Below are 24737 nucleotides of genomic sequence, written 5' to 3'. Positions count from 1 at the left end.
CTGGCCAGCCCTCCTGTCCGACCACCCACGAGCACAGGAGCCGCCATGCGTGTGTCCCCACGGGCGTTATCCCCGTCCGGTCTGTTCCGAGGTCTGAGCCTGCTGATCGGCCTGCTCCTGGCGCTGACCCTGGCCGGACCTTCCGCCGCCGCGCCCGCCACCGCCGAACCCGGTCCCGGCACCGACTACGCGTCCGACGACCCGTTCACCTCCGCCCGCACCGACTGGTGGCGGCAGGACCGGTTCGGCATGTTCATCCACTTCGGCGCGTACTCCCAACTGGAAGGCGAGTACACCCGCGCCGACGGCACCGTCTGCCGGGACGCGGAGTGGATCAAGCGGAACTGCCAGATATCCACGAGCGCCTACGAGGACATGGCGCAGGGCTTCGACCCCTCCTCCTTCGACGCCAAGGCCGTCGTCAAGGCGGCCAAGGACGCCGGTCAGCGCTACATCGTCATCACGTCCAAGCACCACGACGGATACGCGATGTGGCCGACGAAGCAGAACGCCTGGAACCTGCGCGACCACTCCTCGTTCGACAAGAGGCGCGACATCCTCGCCGAGCTGAAGACCGCCGCCGACCGGGCCGGGATCAAGCTCGGCTTCTACTACTCGATCTGGGACTGGCACGACCCCGACTTCGCAGACCCGGCCACCTTCCCGAAGTACCGGGAGCGGATGTACGCGCAGCTGAAAGAGCTGATCGACGGCTATGACCCGGCGCTGCTGTGGTTCGACGGCGAATGGGACGCGGACAACCCCACCAACACCTGGTCCCCGAAGGACGGCGAGCAGCTCGAGGCGTATCTGCGCGGTCTCGACCCGGATCTGATCATCAACAACCGGGTCGGCAAGCGCCGCGTCGTGGACGGCGACTACGGCACGCCCGAGCAGGAGATCCCGGGCTCCCAGGTCGCCGGACAGCTCTGGGAGTCCTGCATGACCCTCAACGGCCACTGGGGATTCGCGAAGTACGACCAGAACTGGAAGTCGCCGCAGACCCTGGCCCGCAACCTCCTCGACATCGCAGGCCGCGGCGGCAACTACCTGCTCAACGTCGGCCCCGACAAGCTCGGCCGGATACCCCAGCCGTCCGTCGACCGGCTGCGCGAGATCGGCTCCTGGCTGCGGACGTCCGGGCAGGGCCGGGCCGTGTACGGCGCGGGGAACGCCGGGCTGGTGACCGAGCCCGGATGGGGCTCGGTCAGCCGGTCGGGGAACAAGCTCTACGCGTCCGTGACCTCCTGGCCCGCCGCCGGACAGCCCCTCCACCTCACCGCGCGGGCACCGTTCGAGGTGACCCGGGCGCGGGTGCTGGGCAGCGATCAGAAGGTCGCGGTCACGGCGGCCGGGGACGGCTTCGACCTCACCCCGTCCGGCGGGGCGGTCAACGACATCGCGTCGGTCATCGAGCTGACCGTCAAGCCGTCCGGGGCGTCCGTGCCCCCGGGCCGGGGCACGGGGCTGCGGCAGGAGGTGTTCGCGAACGACACCTTCACCGGGCCGCCCGTCGTCACCCGGACCGACCGCACCGTCAACCACGCCTGGCGGACCGCCGGTTCACCGGACGCCCGGGTTCCGGCCGACCGCTTCAGCGTCCGCTGGACCGGCTCCCTGGTGCCGCGTCACAGCCAGACGTACACGCTCACCACCGTCTCCGACGACACGGCACGGGTGTGGATCGACGGCAAACTCGTCATCGACAGCAGCACGCCGCACACCGCGAAGGTCGACAAGGCGACCGTCGACCTGAAGGCCGGACAGCGCCACTCCATCAAGATCGAGTACACCGAGCAGACCGGTGAGGCGCATATGAAGCTGCTGTGGTCCAGCCCCGGCCAGCCCCAGCAGATCGTGCCGCGCACCCAGCTCTACACGTCGTAACGCGACATACGGAAAGGGGCCCCGGGGGGACGTCCCGGGGCCCGTCATCACGTACGGGGCTCAGCCCAGCAGTTCGTACGCGGGCAGCGTCAGGAAGTCCGCGTAGTCCTCGTCCAGCGCGACCTTCAGCAGCAGATCGTGCGCCTGGCTCCAGCGGCCCGCCGCGAACGCCTCCGCGCCGACCTCCTCGCGGATCGCGGCCAGCTCCTCGGCGGCGACGGTGCGCACCAGGTCGGCGCTGGCCTTCTCACCGTTCTCGAAGACCACTCCGGCGTTGATCCACTGCCAGATCTGGGAGCGGGAGATCTCCGCGGTGGCGGCGTCCTCCATCAGGTTGAAGATGGCGACGGCGCCCAGTCCGCGCAGCCACGCCTCGATGTAGCGGGTGCCGACCTGGACGGCGTTGCGCAGGCCGTCGAAGGTGGGCTTGGCGTCCAGCGAGGCGACGTCGATCAGCTCGGCCGCGGTGACCCGGACGTCCTCGCGCAGCCGGTCCTTCTGGTGGGGACGGTCGCCGAGGACCGCGTCGAACGACTCGCGGGCGACCGGGACCAGATCGGGGTGGGCGACCCACGAGCCGTCGAAGCCGTCGTTCGCCTCACGGTCCTTGTCGGCCCGCACCTTGTCGAACGCGACCGCGTTGACCTCGGCGTCCCGCCGCGAGGGGATGAAGGCCGCCATGCCGCCGATCGCGTGGGCGCCCCGCTTGTGGCAGGTGCGGACCAGCAGCTCGGTGTAAGCGCGCATGAAGGGCGCGGTCATCGTCACCGCGTTGCGGTCGGGCAGGACGAAGCCGGGGCCCGCGTCACGGAAGTTCTTGACGATGGAGAAGAGGTAGTCCCAGCGGCCCGCGTTGAGCCCGGAGGCGTGGTCGCGCAGCTCGTACAGGATCTCGTCCATCTCGTACGCGGCCGTGATCGTCTCGATGAGCACGGTGGCGCGGATGCTCCCTTGCGGAACGCCCACGTAGTCCTGCGCGAAGACGAAGACGTCGTTCCAGAGGCGGGCCTCCAGGTGCGATTCGGTTTTCGGCAGATAGAAGTACGGGCCCTTGCCCTGGTCGAGCAGGCGGCGCGCGTTGTGGAAGAAGTACAGGCCGAAGTCGACCAGACCACCGGGCACCGCCCGGCCCTCCGCGTCCCGCAGATGGCGCTCGTCCAGGTGCCAGCCGCGCGGCCGCGCGACGACGGTGGCCAGTTCCTCGGCGGGGCGCAGCGCGTAGCTCTTGCCCTCGGGGGTGGCGAAGTCGATCCGGCGCTCATACGCGTCGGTCAGATTCAGCTGGCCGCCGATCACGTTCGCCCAGGTGGGTGCGGAGGCGTCCTCGAAGTCGGCGAGCCAGACCTTGGCGCCCGAGTTGAGCGCGTTGATCGTCATCTTGCGGTCGGTGGGACCGGTGATCTCCACCCGGCGGTCCTGGAGGGCGGGCGGGGCCTCGGCCACGCGCCAGTCCGGGTCCTCGCGGACGTGCGCGGTCTCCGGAAGGAAGTCCAGCGTGCTCGTACGGGCGATCTCGGCCCGTCGCTCGGCGCGACGCGCGAGCAGCTCGTCGCGGCGAGGGGTGAAGCGGTGATGCAGCTCGGCCAGGAAGGCCAGGGCCGCGTCGGTCAGCACCTCTCCCTGACGCTCCAGAGGCTCGGCGTCGACGATGGCCAGCGGGGATGGCGCTGGTGCGGACATGGGCGTTCACTCCTAGGTCGATATCGCTTCTGGATATTAATTTCCTCATCGTGGAAGTTCAATCGGGTGTCGGTGTGAGACACGCTGCACAGCGTGGGCGCCTCACCGCAGCAGCGCCAGATCCTCAGGGGTGTCGATGTCGTCCACGCGGGCGATGTCCGCGCAGTCGACGCGGATGATCTCGGCCTGATGTTCCCTCAGATACGCGCGTGCCCCGCGATCCCCCTCCGCACTCGCCGCGACGTCCGCCCAGCGGTCCGCGCCGAACAGCACCGGATGCCCCCGCTCGGTGCCGTACGCCGCCGTCACCAGGCTCCCCGCGTCGCGGCAGGCGCTGCGTACGCGCGCCACCGCCGGGGCCCCGATCCCGGGCTGGTCCACCAGCGTGACCAGCACCGCCCGCGCCCCCGTACCGCTCAGCGAGGCCAGTCCGGCCCGGAGCGAGGTGCCCATGCCGTCCGCCCAGTCCGGGTTGTCGACCAGGACGCACCCCGGCAGCTCGGCCCGCTCCCGTACCGCCTCGGCGGCGGCGCCCAGCACGATGTGCACCGGTGCGCAGCCCCCCTCCAGCAGCGCGCGCGCCGCGTGCTCCACCAGCGGCCTGCCCCGGTACTCCAGCAGCGCCTTGGCCCGCCCGCCCAGCCGCCGTCCCCCGCCCGCCGCCAGCAGCAACCCGGCGACCTGCGCATTGTCCTCAGTGGTGCGATCCATGGCCCCTGCTTACCGCACCGGGGCGCCGCGTGGACGGTTCATCCCAGCCGGTCTGATTTTCGCTCTCCGTATGGCGCACTGCGCACACGGTGGCGTTAACTGATCCGCAGCCCCTTGTGTCCGATTCGACGTCCGGAGGGGCAGGGGAGAGGGAGGGCGGGCTCGTGCAGCCGCGCGCGAGGGGGAGAAGGGCCGTGTTGTCCGACGTGGAGGGCGCCGCAATGGCGTGCACCGAGGAAGATCCGAGGGTGGCGGAGCTGCGCCTCGCCGTGGCCCGGCTCAGGCGTGACCTGGCCGCCCACCCGGCGGAATTACCGGACCGGGCGATCGCGGACGACGAGCTGGCCGCGCTGGACGCCATGGCCCGCACCGGCACCCCCGAACTGCACCGCCTCCACCGCTCCCTGCTCCTGGTGGCGGGCGCCCTGGGCTCGGTCAGCGCCCTGAATCCGTCGCTGCGGGCGGTCCGCTCGGCGATCGACCTCTTCGGTACGGTGGCGCGCTAGCTGTTGCGTCAGGTCCCGTCCGTGCTGGCGAGCGCGGCCGACAGATCGGCGGCGACCTCCTTCAGGACCGGCACGATCTCCTGCGTGGCCTCGTCCGTCACCCGCCCCGCCGGGCCGGAGATCGAGATGGCGGCCGCCGTCGGGGAGTCCGGCACGGACACGGCCAGGCAGCGCACGCCCATCTCCTGCTCGTTGTCGTCCACCGCGTACCCCGTCTCGCGTACGAGGTGCAGCGCCTCCAGGAACGCGTCCGGCGTGGTGATCGTCTTCGCCGTCGCGGCGGGCATGCCGGTCCGGGCCAGCAGGGCGCGTACCTCGTCCGGGGGCGTGGTGGCCAGCAGCGCCTTGCCGACGCCGGTGCTGTGCGGCAGGACCCGCCGCCCGACCTCGGTGAACATGCGCATGGAGTGGCGGGAGGGCACCTGCGCGACGTACACCACCTCGTCCCCGTCCAGCAGCGCCATGTTCGCGGTCTCGCCGGTCTCCTCCACCAGGCGCGCCAGATACGGCCGCGCCCAGGTGCCCAGCAGCCGGGCCGAGCTCTCGCCGAGCCGGATCAGCCGGGGGCCCAGCGCGTAGCGGCGGTTGGGCTGCTGGCGTACGTAACCGCAGGCCACGAGCGTGCGCATCAGCCGGTGGATGGTGGGCAGCGGAAGGCCGCTGCTGCCGGAGAGTTCGCTCAGCCCGACCTCGCCCCCGGCGTCGGCCATCCGCTCCAGAAGGTCGAAGGCGCGCTCGAGGGACTGGACGCCACCGGCGGTGGCGGCGGCGGTCTTGGACTCGGCGGACGGCACGTCGGCGTTTCCTTTCGCAGCGGGCAGCACCGGTCTCGCGCCCGCGTCGGATATCGCGGCCGACCGGCCATCGGAAGCCTACCGGTCCCTCTCGGCGCCACGTTCTACGTATCGAAAATCCACTTTCATGCTACGGAATCGAACGGGGGTGCCCGGGAAGTCTTGACCAGATCGGAGGAGAAGGGAAGACTTCGAGCGGAAAACTTATTCCGTGTTGCGGAATTATCGAGGGGAGCAGGGGTGCCCGAGCTGGACCCGGGACTGGACCCGGACCTGGTGCTGCGTTCGACGCGCGTGATCACCCCCGACGGCCCGCGCGCCGCGTCCGTCGCCGTGTCCACCGCCGAGGGCCGCATCCTGGCCGTCCTGCCGTACGACACCGGCGTCCCGCCAGGGGCGCGTCTCGAAGACCTCGGGGACGACGTCCTCCTCCCCGGCCTCGTCGACACCCACGTCCACGTCAACGACCCCGGCCGCACCGACTGGGAGGGCTTCGCCACCGCCACCCGCGCCGCCGCGGCCGGTGGCGTCACCACCCTGGTCGACATGCCCCTCAACAGCATCCCGCCCACCACCGACGTCGAGGCGCTGGAGGTCAAGCGGGCCGTCGCCCGCGCGACGGCCCACATCGACGTCGGCTTCTGGGGCGGCGCGATCCCCGGCAACACGGCCGACCTGCGGCCTTTGCACGACGCCGGGGTCCTCGGCTTCAAGTGCTTCCTGCTGCACTCCGGCGTGGACGAGTTCCCGCATCTCGACCCGGCCGGGCTGGGGGCCGCCCTCGGCGAGATCGCGGGCTTCGGCGGGCTGCTCATCGTCCACGCCGAGGACCCGCAGCTGATCGAGAGCGCCCCGCCGCCCAGCGGCCCGCGCTACGCCGACTTCCTCGCCTCCCGCCCGCGCGCCGCCGAGAACCGGGCCATCGAGGGCCTGGTCGACCTCGCCCGCGAGCTGGACGCCCGGGTCCACATCCTGCATCTGTCCTCCGCGGAATCCCTGCCGCGCATCGCCGCCGCGCGCCGCGAAGGCGTCCGGATCACCGTCGAGACCTGCCCGCACTTCCTCACCCTCACCGCCGAGGAAGTCCCCGACGGCGCCACCGAGTTCAAGTGCTGCCCGCCGATCCGCGAGGCGGCCAACCAGGACGCGCTGTGGCAGGGCATGGCCGACGGCACCATCGACTGCGTCGTCTCCGACCACTCGCCCTGCACCGCGGACCTGAAGACCGACGACTTCGGGCAGGCCTGGGGCGGCATCTCCTCCCTCCAGCTCGGCCTGCCCGCCATCTGGACCGCGGCCCGCCGCCGCGGCCACACCCTCGCGGACGTCGTGCGGTGGATGTCCACGGCCCCCGCCGCCCTGGTCGGCCTCCGTCAGAAGGGCGCCATCGAGGCGGGCCGGGACGCCGACTTCGCGGTCCTGGCGCCGGAGGAGACCTTCACCGTCGACCCCGCGTCCCTCCACCACCGCAACCAGGTCACCGCGTACGCCGGGAAGACGCTGCACGGCGTCGTACGGTCCACCTGGCTGCGCGGCCACAAGATCGCCGACCACGGCGCACCGACCGGTCCCCTCCCCACAGGCCGACTCCTGGAAAGGCAGCCCCGCGTATGACCGCGCCGACCCCCCGTTTCACCGGCGACGCCCATCCGTACGGTGGCGGCGACCCGTACGCCGACTACCGCACCGCCGACTTCGCCTTCACCCACCTCCCCGACCTCGCCGACCGGCGGCTCGGCGGCAGCGTGACCGCGGCCAACGACGAGTTCTTCGCCGAGCGCGAGAACCTGCTGCGGCCCGAGGCGCCGCACTTCGACCCCGCGGACTTCGGCCACAAGGGCAAGGTCATGGACGGCTGGGAGACCAGGCGCCGCCGCGGGGCCTCCGCCGACACCCCGCACCCCACGGACGAGGACCACGACTGGGCCCTGATCCGGCTGGGCGCACCGGGCGTCATCCACGGCATCGTGGTCGACACCGCCCACTTCCGCGGCAACTACCCGCAGGCGGTGAGCGTGGAGGCCACCTCGCTGCCGGGCACCCCGTCCCCCGCGGACCTGCTCGCCGACGACACCGAGTGGACGACCCTCGTCCCCCGCACCCCCGTCGGCGGCCACGCGGCCAACGGCTTCCCCGTCTCCGTTCCCCGCCGCTTCACCCACCTGCGCCTCAAGCAGCACCCCGACGGCGGCATCGCGCGCCTCCGTGTCCACGGCGAGGTCGTCCCCGACCCGGCGTGGCTCACGGCGCTGGGCACCTTCGACCTGGCCGCCCTGGAGAACGGCGGCGCGGCCGAGGACGCCTCGGACCGCTTCTACTCCCCACCCACCAACTCCATCCAGCCGGGCCGCTCCCAGAAGATGGACGAGGGCTGGGAGACCCGCCGCCGCCGCGACCGGGGCAACGACTGGGTCCGCTACCGGCTCTCCGAACAGGCCCTGATCCGCGCCGTCGAGATCGACACCGGCTGCTACAAGGGCAACTCACCCGGCTGGGCGACCCTGTACGGCCGCGACACCACCGCGGACGCGGACGCTCCCTGGACCGAACTGCTGCCCCGCACCGCCCTCCAGCCGGACACCGTCCACCGCTTCCTCCTCGACCAGGCTCCACCGGTGACCCACGTCCGCATCGACATCTACCCGGACGGCGGCATCGCCCGCCTCCGCCTCCACGGCTCCCTGACGCCGGAGGGCGCGAAGCGGCTGGCCGCGCGGTATGGGCAGTTGGGCGACGCCTAGGTCCCGTCCGCATAGCGGGTGGCCGCCTCGGCCGCCCTGCGGGCCAGGGCGCGGCGCAGTTCGACGGGTGCGAGGACTTCGGCGTCGGCGCCGAAGGCGAGCAGAGCCTGGGCCGCGCCCAGGGAGCGGAACCGCAGCTCGACGGTCACCCGTTCGTCTTCGGGGAGCGCGTCTTCGGGGAGCGCGTCTTCGGGGAGCGCGTCTTCGGGGAGCCCGGCTTCGGAGGGATGCGGCTCGGCCAGGTCCGCCTGGTGGACGCGGAGGAACCGGCCCAGGATCTCCCGCCGCACGCCGACCGTGACCGGCACCGGGGCGGGGATGTCGTCGATGCGGCGGCGCAGCACGTCCCATACGTCGCTCAGCTCCAGCCCGTCCCGCCGCTGGACGGGCTCGTCGAGGACACCGGAGGACAGCGCGCGATCGGCCCGGAAGAGCCGCGGCTCGCCGCGGTGATCGGCCACGAGGTACCAGACGCCCGCCTTGTGGACCAGCCCGTACGGGTCCACGGTGTACGAGCGCACACGGCCGTCCTCGCCGTGCCGGTAGCGCAGCCGTAGGCGCCGGTCGGTGAAGACGGCCCGCTGGAGCACTCCGAGGCCGTCGGCGGCCGGGCGCGACGGTCCGCCGCGCCAGCGGACCGGGTCGATCAGGATGCGGCGGCTGGCCAGGTCCGCGTCCGGCCGGTACGCGGCGGGCAGCGCGGCCATGACCTTCCGTAGCGCGGAGCCGATGGCACTGCCGAGCCCCAGATCGGCGTAGGCGCGGTCGGAGAGCAGCACGAACAGGGCGCGGGCCTCGTCGGCGGTCAGCCCCGTCACATCCGTACGGAAGCCGGGCAGCAGGGCGATGCCGCCGTGCGGACCGCGCACGGTGTAGACGGGCACGCCCGCCGCGGACAGCGCCTCCACGTCACGCATGACCGTGCGGACCGACACCTCCAGGCGCTCGGCCAGCGTGGCGGCGGGAAGCTGCCCGTGGGTCTGGAGCAGCAGCATGATCGAGAGCAACCGGTCGGATCTCATGGCCCCAAAAGTCCCTGCCGTATAAGACACAACGTGTCATATACCGGCCCGAGGATCCAGTGACGGATCCCCACTGCGGGGATCATCACGAAGGGATACCGCCATGATCGCGACCAACGCTTCCGCCGCCTCCGCCGCCTCCGCCCGCTCGATCGCCGAGACCTTCGGCCGCGCGTGGATGAGCGGGGACACCGAGACGGCACTGGGCCTCGTCGCCGACGATGTCGTATGCGACGCGCCCTCCGGCCGGATCGAGGGCCTGCCCGGATACCGCACGTTCCTGGAGGGCTTCCTGCCGATGCTCACCAGCGCGACCATCACCAAGGTCCTCGGTGACGAGACCAGCGCGGCGATCGTCTACACCACCGACACCACGTTCGTATCGGACCTGCGGGCCTCGGACTACCTGACGATCGAGAACGGCAAGATCACATACGTGCAGACCGTTTTCGACCGCCTCCCGATCACCGAGGCCCGGCGCGCCCAGCAGGGCTGACCCCCGCCGCGTCAGGCCCGCGCGCCGCCGTCGACCCTGAGGACCGTGCCCGTCACATAGGAGGCGCGGTCGCTCAGCAGCCAGGCGGCGGCCTGGGCGATCTCCTCGGGGTCGGCCGTGCGGCGCAGCGGGGTGTGCGCCGTGATCCGCTCCAGCAGGTCGGGCGCATGGGTCTCCCAGGTACGGATCATCTCGGTCACCGTGCCGCCGGGGGCGATGGCGTTGACCCGGATGCCCTCCGGGCCGTACGTGACGGCGGCCGACTCGGTGAGGCTGTTGACCGCCCGCTTCATCGCCCCGTAGGCGGGCAGTTCGGGGTTGCCCCGCAGACTGCCGATGCTGGAGTTGTTGACGATGGCGCCCGTCCCCGCGGTGGCCCGGATGGCGGCGATCTCGGCGGCCATGGCCAGCCACGGGCCCTTGAGGTTCACGGCGTAGAGATGGTCGAAGTCGGCCTCCGGCACCTGGTCCAGCGGGCCGGGCGGGGTGATCGTCGCGCCGTTGTTGAAGGCGACGTCGAGGCGGCCGTACCGCTCCACGGTGCGGTCCACGGCGGCGCGTACGCTCGCCGCGTCGGCCAGATCGCACACCATGTGGTCGGCGGTGCCACCCGCGGCCCGGATCTCCTCGGCCACCGCCTTCAGCTGGTCCTCCGTCCGGGCCGCGAGCAGCACCCGGGCGCCCTCCCGGGCGAAGAGCCGTGCCGCGGCGGCGCCGATGCCGCGCCCGGCGCCGGTGATGAAGGCGACCTTGCCGGCCAGCAGGCCCGGCGCGGCGGTTGTCGTTGTGTTGTCCATGGCAGCGAGCCTGCGTCCGACCGCGGCGCCCATCCAGGCACCGGCGGTACCTGGATACGCCCCGCGGCCCCGCCCACACTGGAGGCGTGGACAAACGAGAACTGGCCGACTTCCTGCGCAGCAGGCGCGAGCGGATCACCCCCGCCGACGTGGGACTGCCCGCCGGGCCGCGCCGCCGCACCCCGGGGCTGCGCCGCGAGGAGGCGGCGCAGCTCGCGTACATCTCGACCGAGTACTACACGCGGCTGGAGCAGGCCCGCGGCCCGCGCCCGTCGCGCGAGGTGCTGACCGGGCTGGCCCGGGCGCTGCGCCTGTCGGACGCCGAACGCGCCCACCTCCACCACCTCGCCGGCGCCCCGCCCGCCCCTCCGCCCGGGCCCTCGCGCGAGGTGCGGCAGAGCATCCTGGACCTGCTGCGACGGCTTCCGCAGGCCGCCGCGATCGTCACCTCCGCGATCTACGAGGTGATCGCCTGGAACGACCTCGCGTGCGCGCTCATGGAGGACTTCTCCGCCCTGCCCCGGCGCGACCGCAACCTGGCGCGCCGCGCCTTCCTCGGCCCGCACCGGCACGGGCGGCGGCTGTACGGGGTGTCGGACGCGGACGCGTTCGCCCGCACCACGGCCCGGACCCTGCGCGCCACCGCCGCCCGCTACCCCGACGACCCCGAGGTGGCGGAGCTGATCGCCGAACTCCTCGACGGAAGCGAGGAGTTCGCCCGGCTGTGGGCCTCCCACGACGTATGCGCCGCGCCGACCCTGTGCAAGACCTTCCAGCACCCGATGGTCGGCCCCGTCACCGTCAACTGCGACGCCCTCGACATCACCGACCGGGACCAGCGGGTGGTGTTCTACACCGCGACCCCCGGCTCCTCGTCCGAGGAGGCACTGCGGCTGCTGTCGGTCGTCGGCACCCAGCGCATGGACGTGAGCCGCTGACACCCTCCTAGGGTGGGACCCCGACGTCCGGCCGTGCCGAGGAGCGAGTCAATGGGAACGGGAGCCGCCGCCGGGGAGCTGAAGCGGCACCTCGGAGTGTTCGACGCGGTGGTGATCGGGCTCGGGGCGATGATCGGCGCGGGGATCTTCGCCGCGCTCGGCCCGGCCGCCGCCGCTGCGGGGTCCGGGCTGCTGCCGGGGCTGGCCCTGGCCGCCGTCGTCGCGTACTGCAACGCCACCTCCTCCGCCCGGCTGGCCGCCCGCTATCCGCAGTCCGGCGGCACCTATGTCTACGGCCGCGAGCGGCTGGGGAAGTTCTGGGGCTATCTGGCCGGATGGGGCTTCGTCGTCGGCAAGACCGCCTCCTGCGCGGCGATGGCCCTCACGGTGGGCTCGTACGTATGGCCCGGGCAGGCGCACGCGGTCGCCGTCGCGGCCGTCGTGGCGCTGACCGCGGTGAACTACGCGGGCGTAAAGAAGGCCGCTTGGCTGACCCGGCTGATCGTCGCCCTCGTGCTGGCCGTGCTCGCCGCCGTGGTCATCGCCTGCCTGACCGGCGGCACCGCCCGGGCCGCCCGCCTCGGCCTCGGCGCCGACGCCACGCTCGGCGGCACCCTCCAGGCCGCCGGGCTGCTGTTCTTCGCCTTCGCCGGGTACGCGCGCATCGCGACCCTCGGCGAGGAGGTGCGCGACCCGGAGCGCACCATCCCGCGCGCGATCCCGCTCGCCCTCGGCATCACGCTCGTCACGTACGCGGCCGTCGCCCTCGCGGTCCTCGCCGTCCTCGGCCCGGACCGCCTCGCCCACGCCACCGCCCCGCTCGCCGAAGCGGTCCGCGCCGCGGGCGCCCCCGGGCTCGCGCCCGTCGTCCGCACCGGCGCGGCGGTCGCCGCGCTCGGCTCCCTCCTCGCCCTCATCCTCGGCGTCTCGCGCACCACCCTCGCGATGGCCCGCGACCGCCATCTGCCGCCCGCCCTCGCCGCCGTCCACCCCCGCTTCCACGTCCCGCACCGCGCCGAACTCGCCGTCGGCGCGGTCGTCGCCGTCCTCGCCGCGACCACGGACGTCCGCGGCGCGATCGGCTTCTCCTCGTTCGGCGTGCTCATCTACTACGCCGTCGCCAACGCCTCGGCCTGGACCCTCACCCCCGCGGAGGGCCGCCCTGCCCGCGCCGTCCCGATCGTGGGCCTGCTCGGCTGCGCTGCCCTGGCGTGCGCCCTGCCGCTCACCTCCGTCGCGGCGGGAGCCGCGGTGATCGCGGCGGGCGCGGCGGCGTACGGCGCCCGGCGGGTCGTCGAGTCTTAGGTTTCGGCGGGGTACGCAGAGTTCGAGTGGCCCAGCTGGTGCTGTCACCGAATGGGCTCGCCGGGTTGGTGATTGTGGCGACTGGATGCGCAGTGATGTCCGATCTAACCGCTGGAGGCGTGGTGGTCGGGCCTGTCCGTGTGCTAGATAACCGAGAATGACCTTCAGCCCTGAGGAGAGCGTCATTTTGGTTATCCATCATGCACCCAACGGTAATCACCAGGTGGGGCAGGTTACATATGATTTTGCGGACCAGAGTTTCTTATGGTAGGACAAAGGCCACACTGTACTTCGCCCGTGTCACCGCGACATAGAATTTAGCCCGCTCCTTGAGTTGATTGAAGTCTCGGGTGTGATAGTAGGTGATCATGGGATTCGTCGGGAAGATGAGAACCCGGTCGTAGGTGTTGCCCTTCGAGGCACCCACGTTCATTGCTGCAAGGTCGCACGTGTCTGCCCGACGGTCCCAACGAAGCACGACCGGTGAGTACTTCTGAATGTACTCGCCTATTTCCGACCTCTGGATCGGGAAAATGCCATCGTGGCCCGTGACTTCGATGTTCTTTGAGATCGTGCGGGGAAGCTCTGGGTACAAGTCATCCGCGAAGTCGCAGATCGCCTGGTTGCAGCGATAACTCTCCACGCGGTTGTCGATGACGCAACTTTCGGTGCGTTCACTGAACCAGTCGACGATGCGACTTCCTTTATACTGCTTGTTCTTTGTCGCAGTGTTCGTTGAAAAGGTAGCCTGGCGAGGGTCACCGACCATCGTGACGGCGATGGGCGACTTCATTAGGAAGTCGAGTAGGTCGAGATCGTAGCCCGCCATGTCCTGAATCTCGTCGACATAGACGTGGTCGTACATCCCCGCAAGTCGGTCAACGACCTTGCCGCCACTTCGCCGGTTCGCTTCACAGGCAAGGGCTGCGACCTCGTTCCGGTACACCGCGCTGGCGGAGTCGAGGTAGTACCGCGTGGGGTTGTCCTTGCGTGCGAACCGAGAACGTTGGCCCAGGAAGTTGAGGCCGCCCATCACGCCGGTCTCGTCGAGTACGTAGCTCTGGTACGGACGTGCGCACTGGTTCATCAGGAACGTGAACCACCCCATGACCGTGACGTGGCTCGGAAGAATCCCCGTACCGTCGCTCAGCCGGTTCACGATCTGGCTCAGGTTCTCGTTGGTGTAGGTCGTCACCAGGACGCGCTTCGTCGTGTCACCGAGCGCCTGGTCGATGATGTGCTGGGTCTTGCGCGAGCCAGCCGCCGCGATGATCGCCCGGTTGTTATGAGACTGCATCAACGGCTTCCTTGATGTACTCCGGCATGTTGATGAGCTGGTCGCTCTCGAAGATGGCAAGCGCGCAGTCGGTCTTGTGCTTCTTCATGTGGTCGAGCAGGTCTTGATCTGTGGTGAAGTTTTGACCGAGGACGGCATTCATCGTGACGCGACCGTTTGCTTTGAACAGCTGCGGTTCCATCGTCTTGAAGTTCGCGTCCTTGCCCACATGGACGGTGATGTTAGCGGAGGCGGTGTAGTTCGCGTACCGCTGCCTCACGTCCCTGGCTTCCTTCCCGTCGTTGTCTGTGATGACAGCAACGCGGTTCCCTGGCAGCAGCATTGCGATGTCGAGAAACCGTTTAAAGGAGAGTCCGCGGACGTTGATGACGTCGATGCCGTTTTCTGCGGGAAGGGTGCCATCATGCGTGTCCATATAGGCGCGCTGGACAACTAGTTCATCCGATGGGCCCTCAACGAGGATTGACCGTTTGGCCAGTACCAAGCGCAGCGTGTCGTAGCCGGACAGCTTCTTGAAGTACTCCTGCGTGCTTGTAGGGAGGCGATCGATGCGGAACCCTCCACCTGGAGAGAGGAGGACAAGCTTGTCCAGGCCAAGCTTGTTCAGCACGAACGAGCTGTGCGTCGTAATGAAGACCTGTTGGTCCTCGCATTTCTTGCTGATCTTCTTGACCAGCTTCCCCAGATTCGGAAACGACAGGTGATTCTCGGGCTCCTCGACAAGGACGATATGTGCGTCATCGACCTTCTTGTTGAGAGCAAGCAGGATCTTCAGTGTGCTCTGCTCTCCCTTGCCGACGAACTGGAAGGGAAGGTCATCAAGGTGCGGGACGATGCCGCTTTCCCAGCTCGACTTCTGCGACACGTCGATGTTCAGTGTCAGTTCGCGGTCGCTCACGTCGTTCGACGTACCCCGTAGATCCCCGTTGATCTTCACGATCGATTCGTCCTGTGCAAAGGTCTCACGGAGGCTGCGGTACGCACGCGTCAGCTTTACGCGCTCATCTGCCTTAAGGCGCGAATCGATAATGTGCTTCATGTAGTAGTCGACGCCGCTTTGAAGATGGATGTTCGCGGCATCGATGAGCGAAGCGCTGGCCGGAATACTTCGAAACGTGACGCCGTTCCCGTCGAAAGCAAGCCAGTCGACCTTGTAGTACTCCGTCGGAATTAGCCGCACCTCGTCCGGCTTCTTGATGAACTCCTTGTACTCTGCTTCGTAGTCTGGGTTGAGCGCTACACGGATACGCACGCCGGGTTCGTCGGCCTTAAGAAGATTGTTGTTCCCTCTGAGGGTGGCGGCCTCAGGTGTTGAATCAAGAAAGAGGTCGATGATGATTTCTGGAGGTGGAACCGCGCGACCCTCTCTCAAGTCGGCAATCCACTCAGATACGGCATCTTGGTGGAACAGGTACGGCGACAGGTCCTGATAGAGGGGTCGACCGCGCAGTTTGCCGGTCAAGCCGAGTTCGATCGCTTCCAAAATCGTCGATTTACCCGCATCGTTATCGCCGACCAAGATGTTCATCTCGGGATCGAAGTCGAGCTCGAACTCGCGGAACGTGCGATAGTTATGAATGACGATTTTAGAAAGCATGCCACTCCCCCTAGTGTGAATCTTTTGTTTTCCGGAGGCGAGCATAAGCATGGCGGCGGAATCATTCGCCGCACGGGTCCCCACCGCACGCCTTCGAAACAAGTGACGAGGAGCGTAGCAGGTGTCACGCCAGTTATGGGGAGGTGCCGACAAAACCGAACAAGATATCTATTTGCTTTGGCCAAAGATCATGGATGCAACTGCTGCTTTTGAGTCCCGCGCATGGGCTCTAGTCGCGCTGCCACGGCGTTCGGGATCTACTTGAACTACGGCCCCATACCGCGCGCTGGTCACGCAGCCCCGATGCGCGTCTCTGCATGGGTGCGGACATTTCCATCCAGCTCTCCCGCTCGCGCGTACGCGGCTCGAGTCACAGCCGTACGACGCGTGTCGCCACGGTGTGACCCAGGTTGATGGCCGCTGCCTCAGCGCTCACCCGCTTCACCCCTTCAGCGCAAGTCGAGGACCATCGCCTCGTACAGCGGTGCCTCATCCCAGGGCCGCGACTTTCCGATGCGCCGGTAACCCCACGCTGCGTACGCCCTGTGTGCCGCCGCCGCTTCGGGATCCGGCAGCATCGTGAGGGTGACCCGCTCCACGGGCAGCCCGTCGAGGATGCGGGTGTGTAGTCCGGCCGCGATGCCCTGGCGGCGCCACGGTTTGCGCACGGCCAGCTCGATGATGGCGAACGTCCGCTCGTTCGTCTCCCGCGTGAAGTCTTCCGGCATCGGCTCCAGCAGACCGCTCCACCACTGGCTGTTCATGGGCAGCTGGTAGCCAAAGCTGAACCCGGCGATCTCGGCGCCATCTCGGGCGACAGCCACGCGGAAGCCCGGCCGCTTCGCCTGGATATGGAAGAGGTCGATGAAATCGGCGACTTCCTTGGGGCCCTCGCAGTACGGCGGCTCGGCGAAGACCTCCTTGTGCGCCGGGAGGAACGTGTCGAGATGGGATTCGGCTTCGCTGCCCGTCCACACCTCGTAGGTCACCCCGGCCATTCCGCTTCTCCTCTTGTTCGCATGTACTCGGTCAGTCCCTCGGCCGCGTTTCGAGCGCTGACCGCGTCCGCTCGGCCGAGCAGCGCGCGGATGTTGTGGAGTTCGCGGGTCACACGCCCCGATTCGACCTCGTCCAGATGTTCGAGACTGTCCATCGCTTCTGCGGAGCCTTCGTCGATCTCTCCTGCTTGTACCAAGCTGTGGGACAGGTACAGCCGGTACAGCGCTTGGTTGCGTCCGTACCTGTGGCTCTGGTGAGCAACAGCGGCACGCAGGAAGGGCACAGCCGCCTTATGGCGGCCCGCTTCGCTATAGAGAAACCCTTGCGCGTAGTCCAGTTCGGCATGTCCGTGGAAGGCCGCCCACTCGGGGGCGGGACGCCCAAGATTTGACCTCTCCAGCAGCTTCATGGCACCCGACAGCCGCTTTCCCGCCGCGCTTGCGTCGCCCATCATCGCCAGCGCCCGCGATTCCCGACCGGCGATCAGGGAGAGCAAGAGCGGCGAGTCGAACCCGGTGGCGCGCTGACGGGCTGCGCGTGCGAGGTCGTAGCCGTCGCGCGGTCGACCTTCATGGCTGGCTTGCAAGCTGAGCAGTGCGAGCACCAGAACTTCAAGCTGATCGTCGCGGAGCATGGTGGCTGCCGTCAGCGCCTCGCCGTAATAGCGGCGAGCGGTGTCCTGGTCCTCAGCGTCGTAGTAGAGCCATGCACAGTGCACGGCTGTTTCTCCGGCGAGCCGATGGAGCTGTCGGCCGATGGTGTCCGGGTAAGTGCCGGTGTTGATGATGCGGCGGATGCGCTTGAGATGCCGTACCGCGAGCGAACAGATGGCGTTGCCGCCGTAAGTGTTATCGAGGGCGAGCAGAGAGCGTAAGCCCTCACGCAATTCGGCTATGTGCGCCGTGCCGACCGCGTTGCCGGAGCCGAGCGCCACACCAGCCGCGCTGCCGAGGAAGTCGGTGACGAATGCGCGACGGTCCACCCCCGCTCCTTCGCGGCTAGACGGCCCCTCTACTTTCTCATTCGGCTCAGGCCCGGGGAAGCCCAGATCCAGTGGGCTCACGCCGAACATGGCGTGCAGCACGCGCCAGGCCCGTGGCCGTGGCCGAGGCGGTTGAGGGTGGCGCCAACGCCGGAACTGCCGGTCGGTGAGCGCTACGTGCTCGCCCAACAGGTCCGCGGTCGCGTCGAACGCACGGAGGAACGCGCTGGTCCGGCCCCAGCCGCGCGCCGCGCACTCGCGCGCGAACGGCGTTTGTGATTCGTCCACTCACACCCCCGGTGTGCTCAGTGACACTCACCGTAGCGGTTGCCGCTTACGCGAAAGTCCGGGATCCGGCGGAAAGTCCGCCACAGCGTCCCGTGGCAGGTCCGTCCGGAGGAGTGCCGCTCGCAGTTCTCTCGTCATCAGCAGGAGCGACGAGGGGAGCCCAATGTGAGGATCAAATTCCACCGATGGACGCCGCCATGCGGTCACGAACTCACGGTCTTACCCGCCGGGCGCTGGTGGGACGCCGTCAGGGCAACCGAGCCGGTCGGGGAGCGCGCGCTGCGGCTGCTCGGTGCCGACTCCGGCGCCGTCATCCAGGACCGGTACGGGCCCCTCTACTGGTTGGTGCGGCCGGGGGCCGCCGATGGGTGGGACGTACGGGACGTACGCGTGTTGGGGCTTTCCACCACCACGGCCAGCTACATCGGCGTACCGCCCGGGCACCGGACCACCAGCCCGGGCACCCACTGGCGTATCGCCGTCGGTCCCGACCGCTACCTCACCGACGCCGCGCGACTGCGCGGAGCGCTGCTGGCCGCGCTCGGCGAGGAGGTCGGGCGGTGACATCGCAGGTGTGTACGCGCTGTCAGCGGCCGACTGACGGGCCGGTCGTCGTCGCGGTGGAGCACGGAGCCAGCGTCGGCGGTGGGACCGCTTATGCGTGCCCTGGCTGCGCGCCCGGCTTCCCGAAGCCGCGTGATCCGCTCACCGATATCGCGGCCCTGCGCCGGGCCCGGCGACCCGAACCACGCTCGTGAACGACGCCCCGGGCCCCGCGAGAGGGGCCCGGGCGTGCGCCGCCGACTATCCGAACTGGCCGACCCGGTACTCGCCGGCGGGCTGCTGGACGATGACGTTCAGGCGGTTGTAGGCGTTGATGAGGGCGATGAGGGACACCAGGGCGGCGAGCTGGTCCTCGTCGTAGTGCTTGGCGGCGTTCGCCCAGGCCTCGTCCGTGACGCCACCGGCCGCGTCGGCGATCCGGGTGCCCTGCTCCGTCAGCTCCAGCGCGGCCCGCTCGGCGTCGGTGAAGACGGTGGCCTCGCGCCAGGCCGCGACCAGGTGGAGGCGCACCGAGGTCTCCCCGGCGTGCGCGGCCTCCTTGGTGTGCATGTCGGTGCAGAAGCCGCAGCCGTTGATCTGGCTGGCGCGGAGCTTCACCAGCTCCTGCGTCGTGGTCGGCAGGGTCGAGTCCGAGAACACCTGGCCTGCCGAGTTGATCGCCTTGAGGAACTTGGCCGCGGACGGGGTGCCGAAGAGGTTCAAGCGGGCTTCCATGGTGTGTGCTCCTTGTTTCGTCGCCGGTGCTTACACCTCTCTGACGGAACGGCTCGGCGGAGTGTGACATGGGCGAGTGTGACCCGCGTCTCCCCGTCACCGGCTGTTCGGCTCCGGCAGGCCGATCGGGTTCGGGAAGCGGAGCGCGGCGGCGCAGGCGCGGGAGACGGGGGTGAGACGGGCGGTGAGGTCCTGGACCGCGTCGGGGGCGAGGGCGCGCCAGGGGCGTTCCGCGGCGCGGTCGGTGGCCGACTCGACGGCGCGCAGCAGTTCGCGTCCGTTGCGGCTCGCGGTGCCGTCGGGGAGGAGCAGGCCGCGTTCGGTGAGGTGGAGGCGGGCCGCCTCCCACTCCTGGTCGGTCCAGCCGCGGTAGGGCTGGAGTTCGCCGCGGGGGATGTCGGTGCCCGCGCGGAGGGCGAGGGCCTCGCAGCCGTCGAGTCCGGCGGCGACGAGGGCGGCGACATGGCCGTCGCCGCGGTGTTCGCGCAGCAGGGTGGCGGCGTGCCACAGGCGGTCCAGCGGCTGGTCGGGGAAGTCCAGCGAGGCGTGGGCGGCGGCCAGGACGCGCCCGGCGGTGTCGAGCCCGGCGGCCCTCGGGACGAGGGCCTCCGCCGCTCGTTCCGCCTCGGGTTCATGGCCGGCGAGCAGGCGTCGCAGGGCGGCCACGGCGCCCGCGCGCCGTATCTCCAGGGCGCGTTCGGGTGCGGTCAGCTGCCAGACGTCGGGCAGGGCGCGGGCGACCATGGCGGGTGCGAAGGAGAAGAAGGCGGCGGCGACGGGCTCCGGCCCGACCGGGCCCAGCGGAGCGGCGCGGCACGCGAAGTAGCCGCGCCAGAAGCCGCGCAGGCCCGCGTCCTCGTACACCGCCAGGGCCTCCGGGGCGAAGTAGGCGACGGCGTGGATCGGTTCGAACAGGGTCCACATCCTGCGGGCGGTCGACGCCGCGCGGTCCTCCATCGGTGGGCTCCCTTTCCGGGTGGTTACGGAGCTGCCTGGCTCCGTCGGTTCAGGCCGGTTCGTCGGGCTCCCGGACGATCGCCAGGAGCGTCAGCGCGGCACCGGCCAGCCGCTCGTCCCCGTGGACCGTCGCCCGGGAGCGGGCCGCCTCCGGGGTGATGCCGCGGGTGGCCAGGCGCCACAGCGCGTCCGCGTCGATTCCCACCTCGGCGGTGGGCGGTGCGTCGGTGGTGTCCAGGCGCCAGTGGTTCTCCGCGCGTACGGCCGTCCACCGCCCGCCCGCCGGGCCGGGCACCCGGAGCCGCAACGAGGCGCCGTCCGGGGCCGGATGGTCGCGGAGGGTGTGGGGGAGGGCGCGCAGGAACGTGTCGAGCACCGGGTGCAGCAGCTCCGGACCGGTGGCGCCCGGCCGGCCCACCGCGTCGCGCAGCTGCTGCTGGTGGACCCAGAACTCGGTGTATTCGCGGGCGGTGTCCAGCCAGTTCGGGGCCTGGACGCCGGGCGCGGCCCAGGACACGTCGAAACCGGCGGGCGCGTCCGGGTCGCAGCGCGCCCAGTAGTCGTCCAGCTGCGGCCCCAGCGTGGCCAGCAGGTCGCTCAGCAGCCGGGGGCTGAGCTGCCGGGTGGTGCCGCGTACGAACTCCTCGTTGGTGCGGGTGATGTACGCGGGCAGCGTCTCGCCGGGCCCGAAGGGCGGCCCGGGGTGCCCGTCGCGGCCGCCGGACAGCCGGCGGATGTGGCCGTGGAGGAGATGCCCGGCCACGTCGTGGACGTCCCACCCGGGGCATGCGGTCGGGCGCCGCCAGTCGTCGGGACCGAGCCCGGCCAGCAGGTCCAGCAGGGCGCCGCGCTCCACGGGGAAGAGGGGGCGTACGTCCAGCGGGGGGCCGAGGTGTGACCAGTCCATGCCCGGGGATTGTGCCACCCCGCGCCACGCGGCAGCCCGGATCGCGGGCTGCTGAGTGGGCTACTTGGAAGCGCCCAGGTAGAACAGCAGATAGAGGAAACCGGCGAAGACGTGCACGCCGACGACGTAGATGAAGACCCGGACGGAGACCGGGATCGGCGCCCGGTCCTGCTCCCGCGTCACCCTCGGGGCGGCAGGGTCCGGGTGGGGGTTCGGGGTCGGGGTCGCGTCGTTCATGGCGTTCCGGGCCTTCCTCCGCGGCGGGCGGTGTCGCCGAGGCACAGCTCGGCGGCCCCGCTCTGTAGCAGGGTGTGGACGAAGAGCAGATCCGTACCGCCGGGGGAGGCGGCGGCGATGCGGTGCGGGGTGAGCGAGTCGAAGTGGGCCGCGTCGCCGGGGCCCAGCACGTGGACGGCGTCGCCGAGGGTCAGCCGCAGCCGTCCGTTGATGACGTACAGCCACTCCTCGCCCGCGTGGACGCGCACCAGGTCGTCCTGGGCACCCGAGCTCTCCGGCACGTGCAGCCGCAGCGCCTGCATCGCCCGGCCGGAGCCACCGGCCCGCCGGTACGTCCAGCCGCCCGCCTCCTGGGCCTCCATCCGGTCGGCGCGCACGATGGGGTCCTGGCTCGGCGGGACCTCGCCGAGGAGGTCGGATACCGTGGTTCCGTAGGTACGGGCCAGAGCCAGCAGCATGGGCAGCGACGGCTGGCGGCGGCCCGTCTCCAGCCGGGACAGATGTGCGGGGGAGAGCCCGACGCGGTGGGCCGCCGCCTCCAGGGTCAGCCCGCTGCCGCGCCGCAGGTCCCGCAGGCGGGGAGCGACGGTGGGCAGCTCGGCGGAGGGTTCCGCGGGCGGCTCGGCGGGGTCCCCCTCGGGGAACGGGTTCATGTCTCCGGTATAGCGAGGTCTTCGCCTCCCAGGCAAAAAGCTTGCCCGAGAGGCAAAATCACGGTACGGTCACGCCCCCTCGGGCTTCGCCTGCATCATGTGAACTACCCGAAAACTTCCGTCACTTGGCATTGACATGTCACTGTCTACGCGCGTCATGCTAGAGGCATGAAAATCCCCCCACGGATGACCCGCATCGGCGCCCTCGGCGCCCTCGCCGCCTCGCTCTTCATCGGCGGCACGGCCGTCACGGCGACCGCGACCCCGGCCGCACCCGCGGCCGCCGTATCGGTACGGGCCGTCGCGGACGTCGGCGACATCTGCTACTCGAAGCTGCCGTCCCAGGCCCATGACACCCTCGATCTGATCGAGAAGGGGGGCCCGTACCCGTTCCCGCAGGACGGCACGGTCTTCCAGAACCGCGAGGGCATCCTTCCGGCCCAGTCCTCCGGTTATTACCACGAGTACACCGTCATCACCCCCGGCTCCGACGACCGCGGCGCCCGCCGCATCGTGACCGGGGACAAGAAGGACGAGGACTACTACACCGCGGACCACTACGAGTCGTTCGACCTGGTGGACCGCGGCTGCTGAGCCCCGTCACCCGTCGTACGGCGCGCACCGCAAGAGCCGCCACCCCCCACGCACAACGGCCGCCGCCCCGCCCGGGCAGCGGCCGTTGCGCTGTGCTCATGTGCCCATGTGCCCATGTTCTCGGTCTCGTTATGAACGATCTCGTCACCCCACCCCGCCGTTTGTCGGTGGTTGCCGATACCGTTCCCGTAGAACTGGACGTGCGGGGAGGCAGCGGTGGCGAACGGTCCGGAAGTGGTCACATGCGGCGAGGCGATGCTGCTGCTGCTCGCGGAGCCGGGCATCCCGCTCGACCGGGCCGTGCACTTCCGCCGCTCCGTGGCGGGCGCCGAGTCCAATGTGGCGGCCGGGCTGTCCCGGCTCGGCCATGCGGTGCGCTGGCTCGGCCGGGTCGGTGCCGACCCGGCGGGCGAGGCCGTGCTGCGCGAGCTGCGCGCCGACGGGGTGGACGTCTCGCAGGCCGTCGTGGACGAGCACGCGCCCACCGGGCTGCTGCTGCGCGACAGCCATCCGCACCGCTCGATCGACGTGCAGTACTACCGCATGGGATCGGCCGCGTCCCGCCTCACCCCCGACGAGATCGGCCCCGACGCGCTGTCCGGCGCCCGGATGCTGCACATCTCCGGGATCACGCCGATGCTCTCGCCGACCGCCGCGGCCGCCAGCCGCCGGCTGGTGGAGCTGGCCCGGGAGGCCGGGGCGAAGGTGTCCTTCGATCCCAACGTCCGGCGCAAGCTGGGCGGTGCCGCCCAGTGGGCGCAGACGGCGGGGCCGTTGCTGCGCGAGGCGGACCTCGTCCTGGCGGGGGAGGACGAGCTGGAGCTGCTCACCGCCCAGCCCGCCGACGAGGCCGCGCGGGAGCTGCTGGACGGCGGCACCCAGGAGGTCGTGATCAAGCGGGCCGACCACTCCGCCACCGTCGTCACCGCGGACGGCCGCTGGCAGCAGTCGCCGCACTCGGTGCCGCTGGTCGACCCGATCGGCGCGGGTGACGGCTTCGCCGCGGGGTATCTGTCGGCCAGGCTGCGCGGGCTCTCCGAGCCCCGGGCGCTGGCCGAGGCCGCGTGTGTCGCCTCGCTCGTCGTCCAGGCCGCCTCCGATACGGACGGGCTGCCGTCCGCGGTCGCGCGGGACCGGGCGCTCGCCGAGCTGGTCACCGGCAGCGACGGGGTCCACCGCTAGCCCCTCCGCCCCCGCTTCCCTGGCCCGGCGCCCGTCGTACGGTTCGGAAACAGCACGATCATCAAGCGCACCGCAGCACCGCACATCGTCAACCGCATACCGCTCAGCGCCGCATATCCCGGAGGCACAGGGGCGCGGCACGATCAGGCAGCAGACCCTAGGAGAGGAAAGGCGGCGACTGCCGTGTACCGCTGGGAGATCACCCGGGCCGCGCTCGCGCAGCGCGTCCTCGCCATCGTCCGCAGCGACAGCTACGACCACGCCACGGCCACGGCGGACACCCTGCTCTCCGCGGGCATCACCAGCCTGGAGATCTCGCTGACCACCCCCTTCGCGCTGGAGGCCGTCACCACCCTGATCCGCGAGGTCGGCGACGACGCGGTGATCGGCGCGGGCACGGTGCTCGACGGCGCCTCCGCGCGGATGGCCGTCGACGCGGGCGCCCGCTTCCTCGTGTCCCCGAGCCTGGATCCCGACGTCATCCGCACCGGCCACCGCTACGGCCTGCCGGTCTTCCCCGGCGTTTCCACCCCCACCGAGGCGGTGCGTGCGATGGAACTGGGCGCGGACGCGCTGAAGCTGTTCCCCGCCGCGGCGTACGGGCCGCGCTGGGTCAAGGACGTACGGGCCGCCCTGCCGCAGGCCGCCTTCGTGCCGACCGGCGGGGTGACCGTGGCCGACGCACCGGACTGGATCGCCGCCGGGGCGGTCGCCTGCGGGATGGCCTCGGCGCTGTCCGAGGGCGACCGCGACACCGTGGCCAAGCGCACCTCCGAGCTGCTGGCCCGCCTCGAGGAGGTCGGCCCGCCGCTCGACCCGGGCCCGGAGCGTTACTGACGGGCCGGATTCCAGCAGGTGGTCGGCGGGTTCACCCGAACGGCGTCTTCTG

The 24737-nt window shown here is 70.4% G+C and carries 24 protein-coding genes and 3 pseudogenes; 12 read left to right on the top strand and 15 right to left on the bottom strand.

All coding sequences use genetic code 11. The features are described from left to right. The first annotated feature begins 45 nt into the window (after positions 1-45). A complete protein-coding gene (locus tag SSOG_RS10910; RefSeq protein ID WP_009714278.1) occupies positions 46-1887 on the top strand; it encodes an alpha-L-fucosidase in 1842 nt (613 codons plus the stop codon). A 60-nt stretch (positions 1888-1947) separates the two neighbouring features. Here SSOG_RS10910 and aceB read toward each other — a convergent pair whose 3' ends face one another. Together aceB and SSOG_RS10900 are read right to left on the bottom strand one after the other, a co-directional pair. Continuing rightward, positions 1948-3567, bottom strand: coding sequence for a malate synthase A (gene aceB / locus SSOG_RS10905; RefSeq protein WP_009714277.1), 1620 nt, complete (start codon positions 3565-3567; stop codon positions 1948-1950). Positions 3568-3669: 102 nt separating this feature from the next. After that, on the bottom strand, positions 3670-4278 hold the full coding sequence (locus tag SSOG_RS10900) for a nucleotidyltransferase family protein (protein WP_009714276.1): 609 nt from the start codon (positions 4276-4278) through the stop codon (positions 3670-3672). A gap of 221 nt (positions 4279-4499) precedes the next feature. On the opposite strand from SSOG_RS10900, the gene SSOG_RS10895 reads away from it, so the two are divergent. Continuing rightward, entirely contained in the window at positions 4500-4784 is a 285-nt protein-coding gene (locus SSOG_RS10895; protein ID WP_039937174.1) for a DUF5955 family protein, read from the top strand. An 8-nt stretch (positions 4785-4792) separates the two neighbouring features. Here the strand turns inward: SSOG_RS10895 and SSOG_RS10890 are convergent, their stop codons facing one another. Next, complete coding sequence (locus SSOG_RS10890; RefSeq protein ID WP_009714274.1) at positions 4793-5605, bottom strand: IclR family transcriptional regulator; 813 nt, start codon at positions 5603-5605, stop codon at positions 4793-4795. A gap of 213 nt (positions 5606-5818) precedes the next feature. Between SSOG_RS10890 and allB the strand changes: the two genes are divergently transcribed. Further along, complete coding sequence (gene allB, locus SSOG_RS10885; RefSeq protein WP_245606274.1) at positions 5819-7192, top strand: allantoinase AllB; 1374 nt, start codon at positions 5819-5821, stop codon at positions 7190-7192. Continuing rightward, positions 7189-8319 (top strand): allantoicase, encoded by a 1131-nt coding sequence (alc, locus tag SSOG_RS10880; RefSeq protein ID WP_009714272.1) that lies wholly within the window; start codon positions 7189-7191, stop codon positions 8317-8319. The genes allB and alc overlap by 4 nt, the downstream gene beginning before the upstream one ends. Here the strand turns inward: alc and SSOG_RS58860 are convergent. Further along, a pseudogene (locus SSOG_RS58860) lies at positions 8316-8471 on the bottom strand (WCX domain-containing protein); the annotation flags it as partial. The gene alc and the pseudogene SSOG_RS58860 sit on opposite strands and share 4 nt — an antisense overlap. Positions 8472-8506: 35 nt before the next feature. Between SSOG_RS58860 and SSOG_RS58855 the strand changes: the two are divergent. Then, positions 8507-8620: pseudogene (locus SSOG_RS58855) on the top strand (hypothetical protein); the annotation flags it as partial. 127 nt (positions 8621-8747) lie between these two features. On the opposite strand, the pseudogene SSOG_RS58850 reads toward SSOG_RS58855, so the two are convergent. Then, positions 8748-9341: pseudogene (locus SSOG_RS58850) on the bottom strand (helix-turn-helix transcriptional regulator); the annotation flags it as partial. 103 nt (positions 9342-9444) lie between these two features. Between SSOG_RS58850 and SSOG_RS10870 the strand changes: the two are divergent. Beyond that, entirely contained in the window at positions 9445-9837 is a 393-nt protein-coding gene (locus tag SSOG_RS10870; protein ID WP_009714270.1) for a nuclear transport factor 2 family protein, read from the top strand. Between the two features lie 11 nt (positions 9838-9848). On the opposite strand, the gene SSOG_RS10865 is transcribed toward SSOG_RS10870, so the two are convergent. Beyond that, entirely contained in the window at positions 9849-10634 is a 786-nt protein-coding gene (locus tag SSOG_RS10865; protein ID WP_039937172.1) for an SDR family NAD(P)-dependent oxidoreductase, read from the bottom strand. An 86-nt stretch (positions 10635-10720) separates the two neighbouring features. Between SSOG_RS10865 and SSOG_RS10860 the strand changes: the two genes are divergently transcribed. Both SSOG_RS10860 and SSOG_RS10855 read left to right on the top strand, forming a co-directional pair. Further along, positions 10721-11572 carry a helix-turn-helix transcriptional regulator gene (locus SSOG_RS10860; RefSeq protein WP_009714268.1) on the top strand — a complete coding sequence of 284 codons (852 nt, stop codon included), beginning with the start codon at positions 10721-10723 and terminating at the stop codon, positions 11570-11572. A 51-nt stretch (positions 11573-11623) separates the two neighbouring features. Then, the gene (locus tag SSOG_RS10855) at positions 11624-12877 is read left to right on the top strand and encodes an APC family permease (protein ID WP_039937171.1); all 1254 of its coding nucleotides are present in this window, start codon (positions 11624-11626) and stop codon (positions 12875-12877) included. Positions 12878-13139: 262 nt separating this feature from the next. Here the strand turns inward: SSOG_RS10855 and SSOG_RS10850 are convergent, their stop codons facing one another. From SSOG_RS10850 to SSOG_RS10835, 4 genes are all read right to left on the bottom strand, one after another. Continuing rightward, positions 13140-14174, bottom strand: a complete 1035-nt coding sequence (locus SSOG_RS10850) for a UvrD-helicase domain-containing protein (protein ID WP_039937170.1) — start codon at positions 14172-14174, stop codon at positions 13140-13142. Continuing rightward, positions 14161-15771, bottom strand: a complete 1611-nt coding sequence (locus SSOG_RS10845) for an ATP-dependent nuclease (protein WP_009714265.1) — start codon at positions 15769-15771, stop codon at positions 14161-14163. Before SSOG_RS10845 ends, SSOG_RS10850 begins: the two co-directional genes overlap by 14 nt. A gap of 449 nt (positions 15772-16220) precedes the next feature. Further along, positions 16221-16769 (bottom strand): GNAT family N-acetyltransferase, encoded by a 549-nt coding sequence (locus tag SSOG_RS10840; RefSeq protein WP_009714264.1) that lies wholly within the window; start codon positions 16767-16769, stop codon positions 16221-16223. Continuing rightward, positions 16757-18040 (bottom strand): NsdA family TPR-like regulatory protein, encoded by a 1284-nt coding sequence (locus tag SSOG_RS10835; RefSeq protein WP_009714263.1) that lies wholly within the window; start codon positions 18038-18040, stop codon positions 16757-16759. The genes SSOG_RS10840 and SSOG_RS10835 overlap by 13 nt, the downstream gene beginning before the upstream one ends. A 165-nt stretch (positions 18041-18205) precedes the next feature. Here SSOG_RS10835 and SSOG_RS50980 point away from each other — a divergent pair, with 165 nt between their 5' ends. Then, complete coding sequence (locus tag SSOG_RS50980) at positions 18206-18604, top strand: hypothetical protein (protein WP_039937167.1); 399 nt, start codon at positions 18206-18208, stop codon at positions 18602-18604. Positions 18605-18844: 240 nt separating this feature from the next. On the opposite strand, the gene SSOG_RS10825 is transcribed toward SSOG_RS50980, so the two are convergent. From SSOG_RS10825 to SSOG_RS10810, 5 genes are all read right to left on the bottom strand, one after another. Then, positions 18845-19318: a carboxymuconolactone decarboxylase family protein gene (locus SSOG_RS10825; protein WP_009714261.1), complete on the bottom strand. Its 474-nt coding sequence runs from the start codon at positions 19316-19318 to the stop codon at positions 18845-18847. 96 nt (positions 19319-19414) lie between these two features. Continuing rightward, positions 19415-20275, bottom strand: coding sequence for an SCO6745 family protein (locus SSOG_RS10820; RefSeq protein WP_009714260.1), 861 nt, complete (start codon positions 20273-20275; stop codon positions 19415-19417). 49 nt (positions 20276-20324) lie between these two features. Beyond that, on the bottom strand, positions 20325-21182 hold the full coding sequence (locus tag SSOG_RS10815) for a maleylpyruvate isomerase family mycothiol-dependent enzyme (protein WP_039937165.1): 858 nt from the start codon (positions 21180-21182) through the stop codon (positions 20325-20327). A gap of 60 nt (positions 21183-21242) precedes the next feature. Beyond that, positions 21243-21419 (bottom strand): DUF6126 family protein, encoded by a 177-nt coding sequence (locus SSOG_RS52305; protein WP_154685920.1) that lies wholly within the window; start codon positions 21417-21419, stop codon positions 21243-21245. Continuing rightward, complete coding sequence (locus SSOG_RS10810; RefSeq protein WP_039937162.1) at positions 21416-22072, bottom strand: helix-turn-helix domain-containing protein; 657 nt, start codon at positions 22070-22072, stop codon at positions 21416-21418. Before SSOG_RS10810 ends, SSOG_RS52305 begins: the two co-directional genes overlap by 4 nt. 168 nt (positions 22073-22240) lie before the next feature. Between SSOG_RS10810 and SSOG_RS10805 the strand changes: the two genes are divergently transcribed. The 3 genes from SSOG_RS10805 (at position 22241) to SSOG_RS10795 (ending at position 24685) form a co-directional block, all read left to right on the top strand. Then, the gene (locus tag SSOG_RS10805; protein ID WP_039937160.1) at positions 22241-22666 is read left to right on the top strand and encodes a ribonuclease; all 426 of its coding nucleotides are present in this window, start codon (positions 22241-22243) and stop codon (positions 22664-22666) included. A 216-nt stretch (positions 22667-22882) separates the two neighbouring features. Continuing rightward, complete coding sequence (locus SSOG_RS10800; RefSeq protein ID WP_009714255.1) at positions 22883-23848, top strand: sugar kinase; 966 nt, start codon at positions 22883-22885, stop codon at positions 23846-23848. A 183-nt stretch (positions 23849-24031) separates the two neighbouring features. Then, positions 24032-24685: a bifunctional 4-hydroxy-2-oxoglutarate aldolase/2-dehydro-3-deoxy-phosphogluconate aldolase gene (locus SSOG_RS10795; protein WP_009714254.1), complete on the top strand. Its 654-nt coding sequence runs from the start codon at positions 24032-24034 to the stop codon at positions 24683-24685. Positions 24686-24737: the final 52 nt, after the last annotated feature.

It is taken from the genome of Streptomyces himastatinicus ATCC 53653, from assembly GCF_000158915.1.
Lineage (GTDB): Bacteria > Actinomycetota > Actinomycetes > Streptomycetales > Streptomycetaceae > Streptomyces > Streptomyces himastatinicus.
The sequence above is the reverse complement of the archived record's forward strand: the minus strand, read 5'-3'. Positions and strand labels throughout refer to the sequence as shown.

What these genes read in the sequence shown, in the direction of transcription:
- SSOG_RS10910 (WP_009714278.1), top strand. Translation starts at nt 46, where the DNA reads ATGCGTGTGTCCCCACGGGCGTTATCCCCGTCCGGTCTGTTCCGAGGT.
- aceB (WP_009714277.1), bottom strand. Translation starts at nt 3,567, where the DNA reads ATGTCCGCACCAGCGCCATCCCCGCTGGCCATCGTCGACGCCGAGCCT.
- SSOG_RS10900 (WP_009714276.1), bottom strand. Translation starts at nt 4,278, where the DNA reads ATGGATCGCACCACTGAGGACAATGCGCAGGTCGCCGGGTTGCTGCTG.
- SSOG_RS10895 (WP_039937174.1), top strand. Translation starts at nt 4,500, where the DNA reads ATGGCGTGCACCGAGGAAGATCCGAGGGTGGCGGAGCTGCGCCTCGCC.
- alc (WP_009714272.1), top strand. Translation starts at nt 7,189, where the DNA reads ATGACCGCGCCGACCCCCCGTTTCACCGGCGACGCCCATCCGTACGGT.
- SSOG_RS10870 (WP_009714270.1), top strand. Translation starts at nt 9,445, where the DNA reads ATGATCGCGACCAACGCTTCCGCCGCCTCCGCCGCCTCCGCCCGCTCG.
- SSOG_RS10865 (WP_039937172.1), bottom strand. Translation starts at nt 10,634, where the DNA reads ATGGACAACACAACGACAACCGCCGCGCCGGGCCTGCTGGCCGGCAAG.
- SSOG_RS10855 (WP_039937171.1), top strand. Translation starts at nt 11,624, where the DNA reads ATGGGAACGGGAGCCGCCGCCGGGGAGCTGAAGCGGCACCTCGGAGTG.
- SSOG_RS10850 (WP_039937170.1), bottom strand. Translation starts at nt 14,174, where the DNA reads ATGCAGTCTCATAACAACCGGGCGATCATCGCGGCGGCTGGCTCGCGC.
- SSOG_RS10845 (WP_009714265.1), bottom strand. Translation starts at nt 15,771, where the DNA reads ATGCTTTCTAAAATCGTCATTCATAACTATCGCACGTTCCGCGAGTTC.
- SSOG_RS10840 (WP_009714264.1), bottom strand. Translation starts at nt 16,769, where the DNA reads ATGGCCGGGGTGACCTACGAGGTGTGGACGGGCAGCGAAGCCGAATCC.
- SSOG_RS10825 (WP_009714261.1), bottom strand. Translation starts at nt 19,318, where the DNA reads ATGGAAGCCCGCTTGAACCTCTTCGGCACCCCGTCCGCGGCCAAGTTC.
- SSOG_RS10820 (WP_009714260.1), bottom strand. Translation starts at nt 20,275, where the DNA reads ATGGAGGACCGCGCGGCGTCGACCGCCCGCAGGATGTGGACCCTGTTC.
- SSOG_RS10815 (WP_039937165.1), bottom strand. Translation starts at nt 21,182, where the DNA reads ATGGACTGGTCACACCTCGGCCCCCCGCTGGACGTACGCCCCCTCTTC.
- SSOG_RS52305 (WP_154685920.1), bottom strand. Translation starts at nt 21,419, where the DNA reads ATGAACGACGCGACCCCGACCCCGAACCCCCACCCGGACCCTGCCGCC.
- SSOG_RS10810 (WP_039937162.1), bottom strand. Translation starts at nt 22,072, where the DNA reads ATGAACCCGTTCCCCGAGGGGGACCCCGCCGAGCCGCCCGCGGAACCC.
- SSOG_RS10805 (WP_039937160.1), top strand. Translation starts at nt 22,241, where the DNA reads ATGAAAATCCCCCCACGGATGACCCGCATCGGCGCCCTCGGCGCCCTC.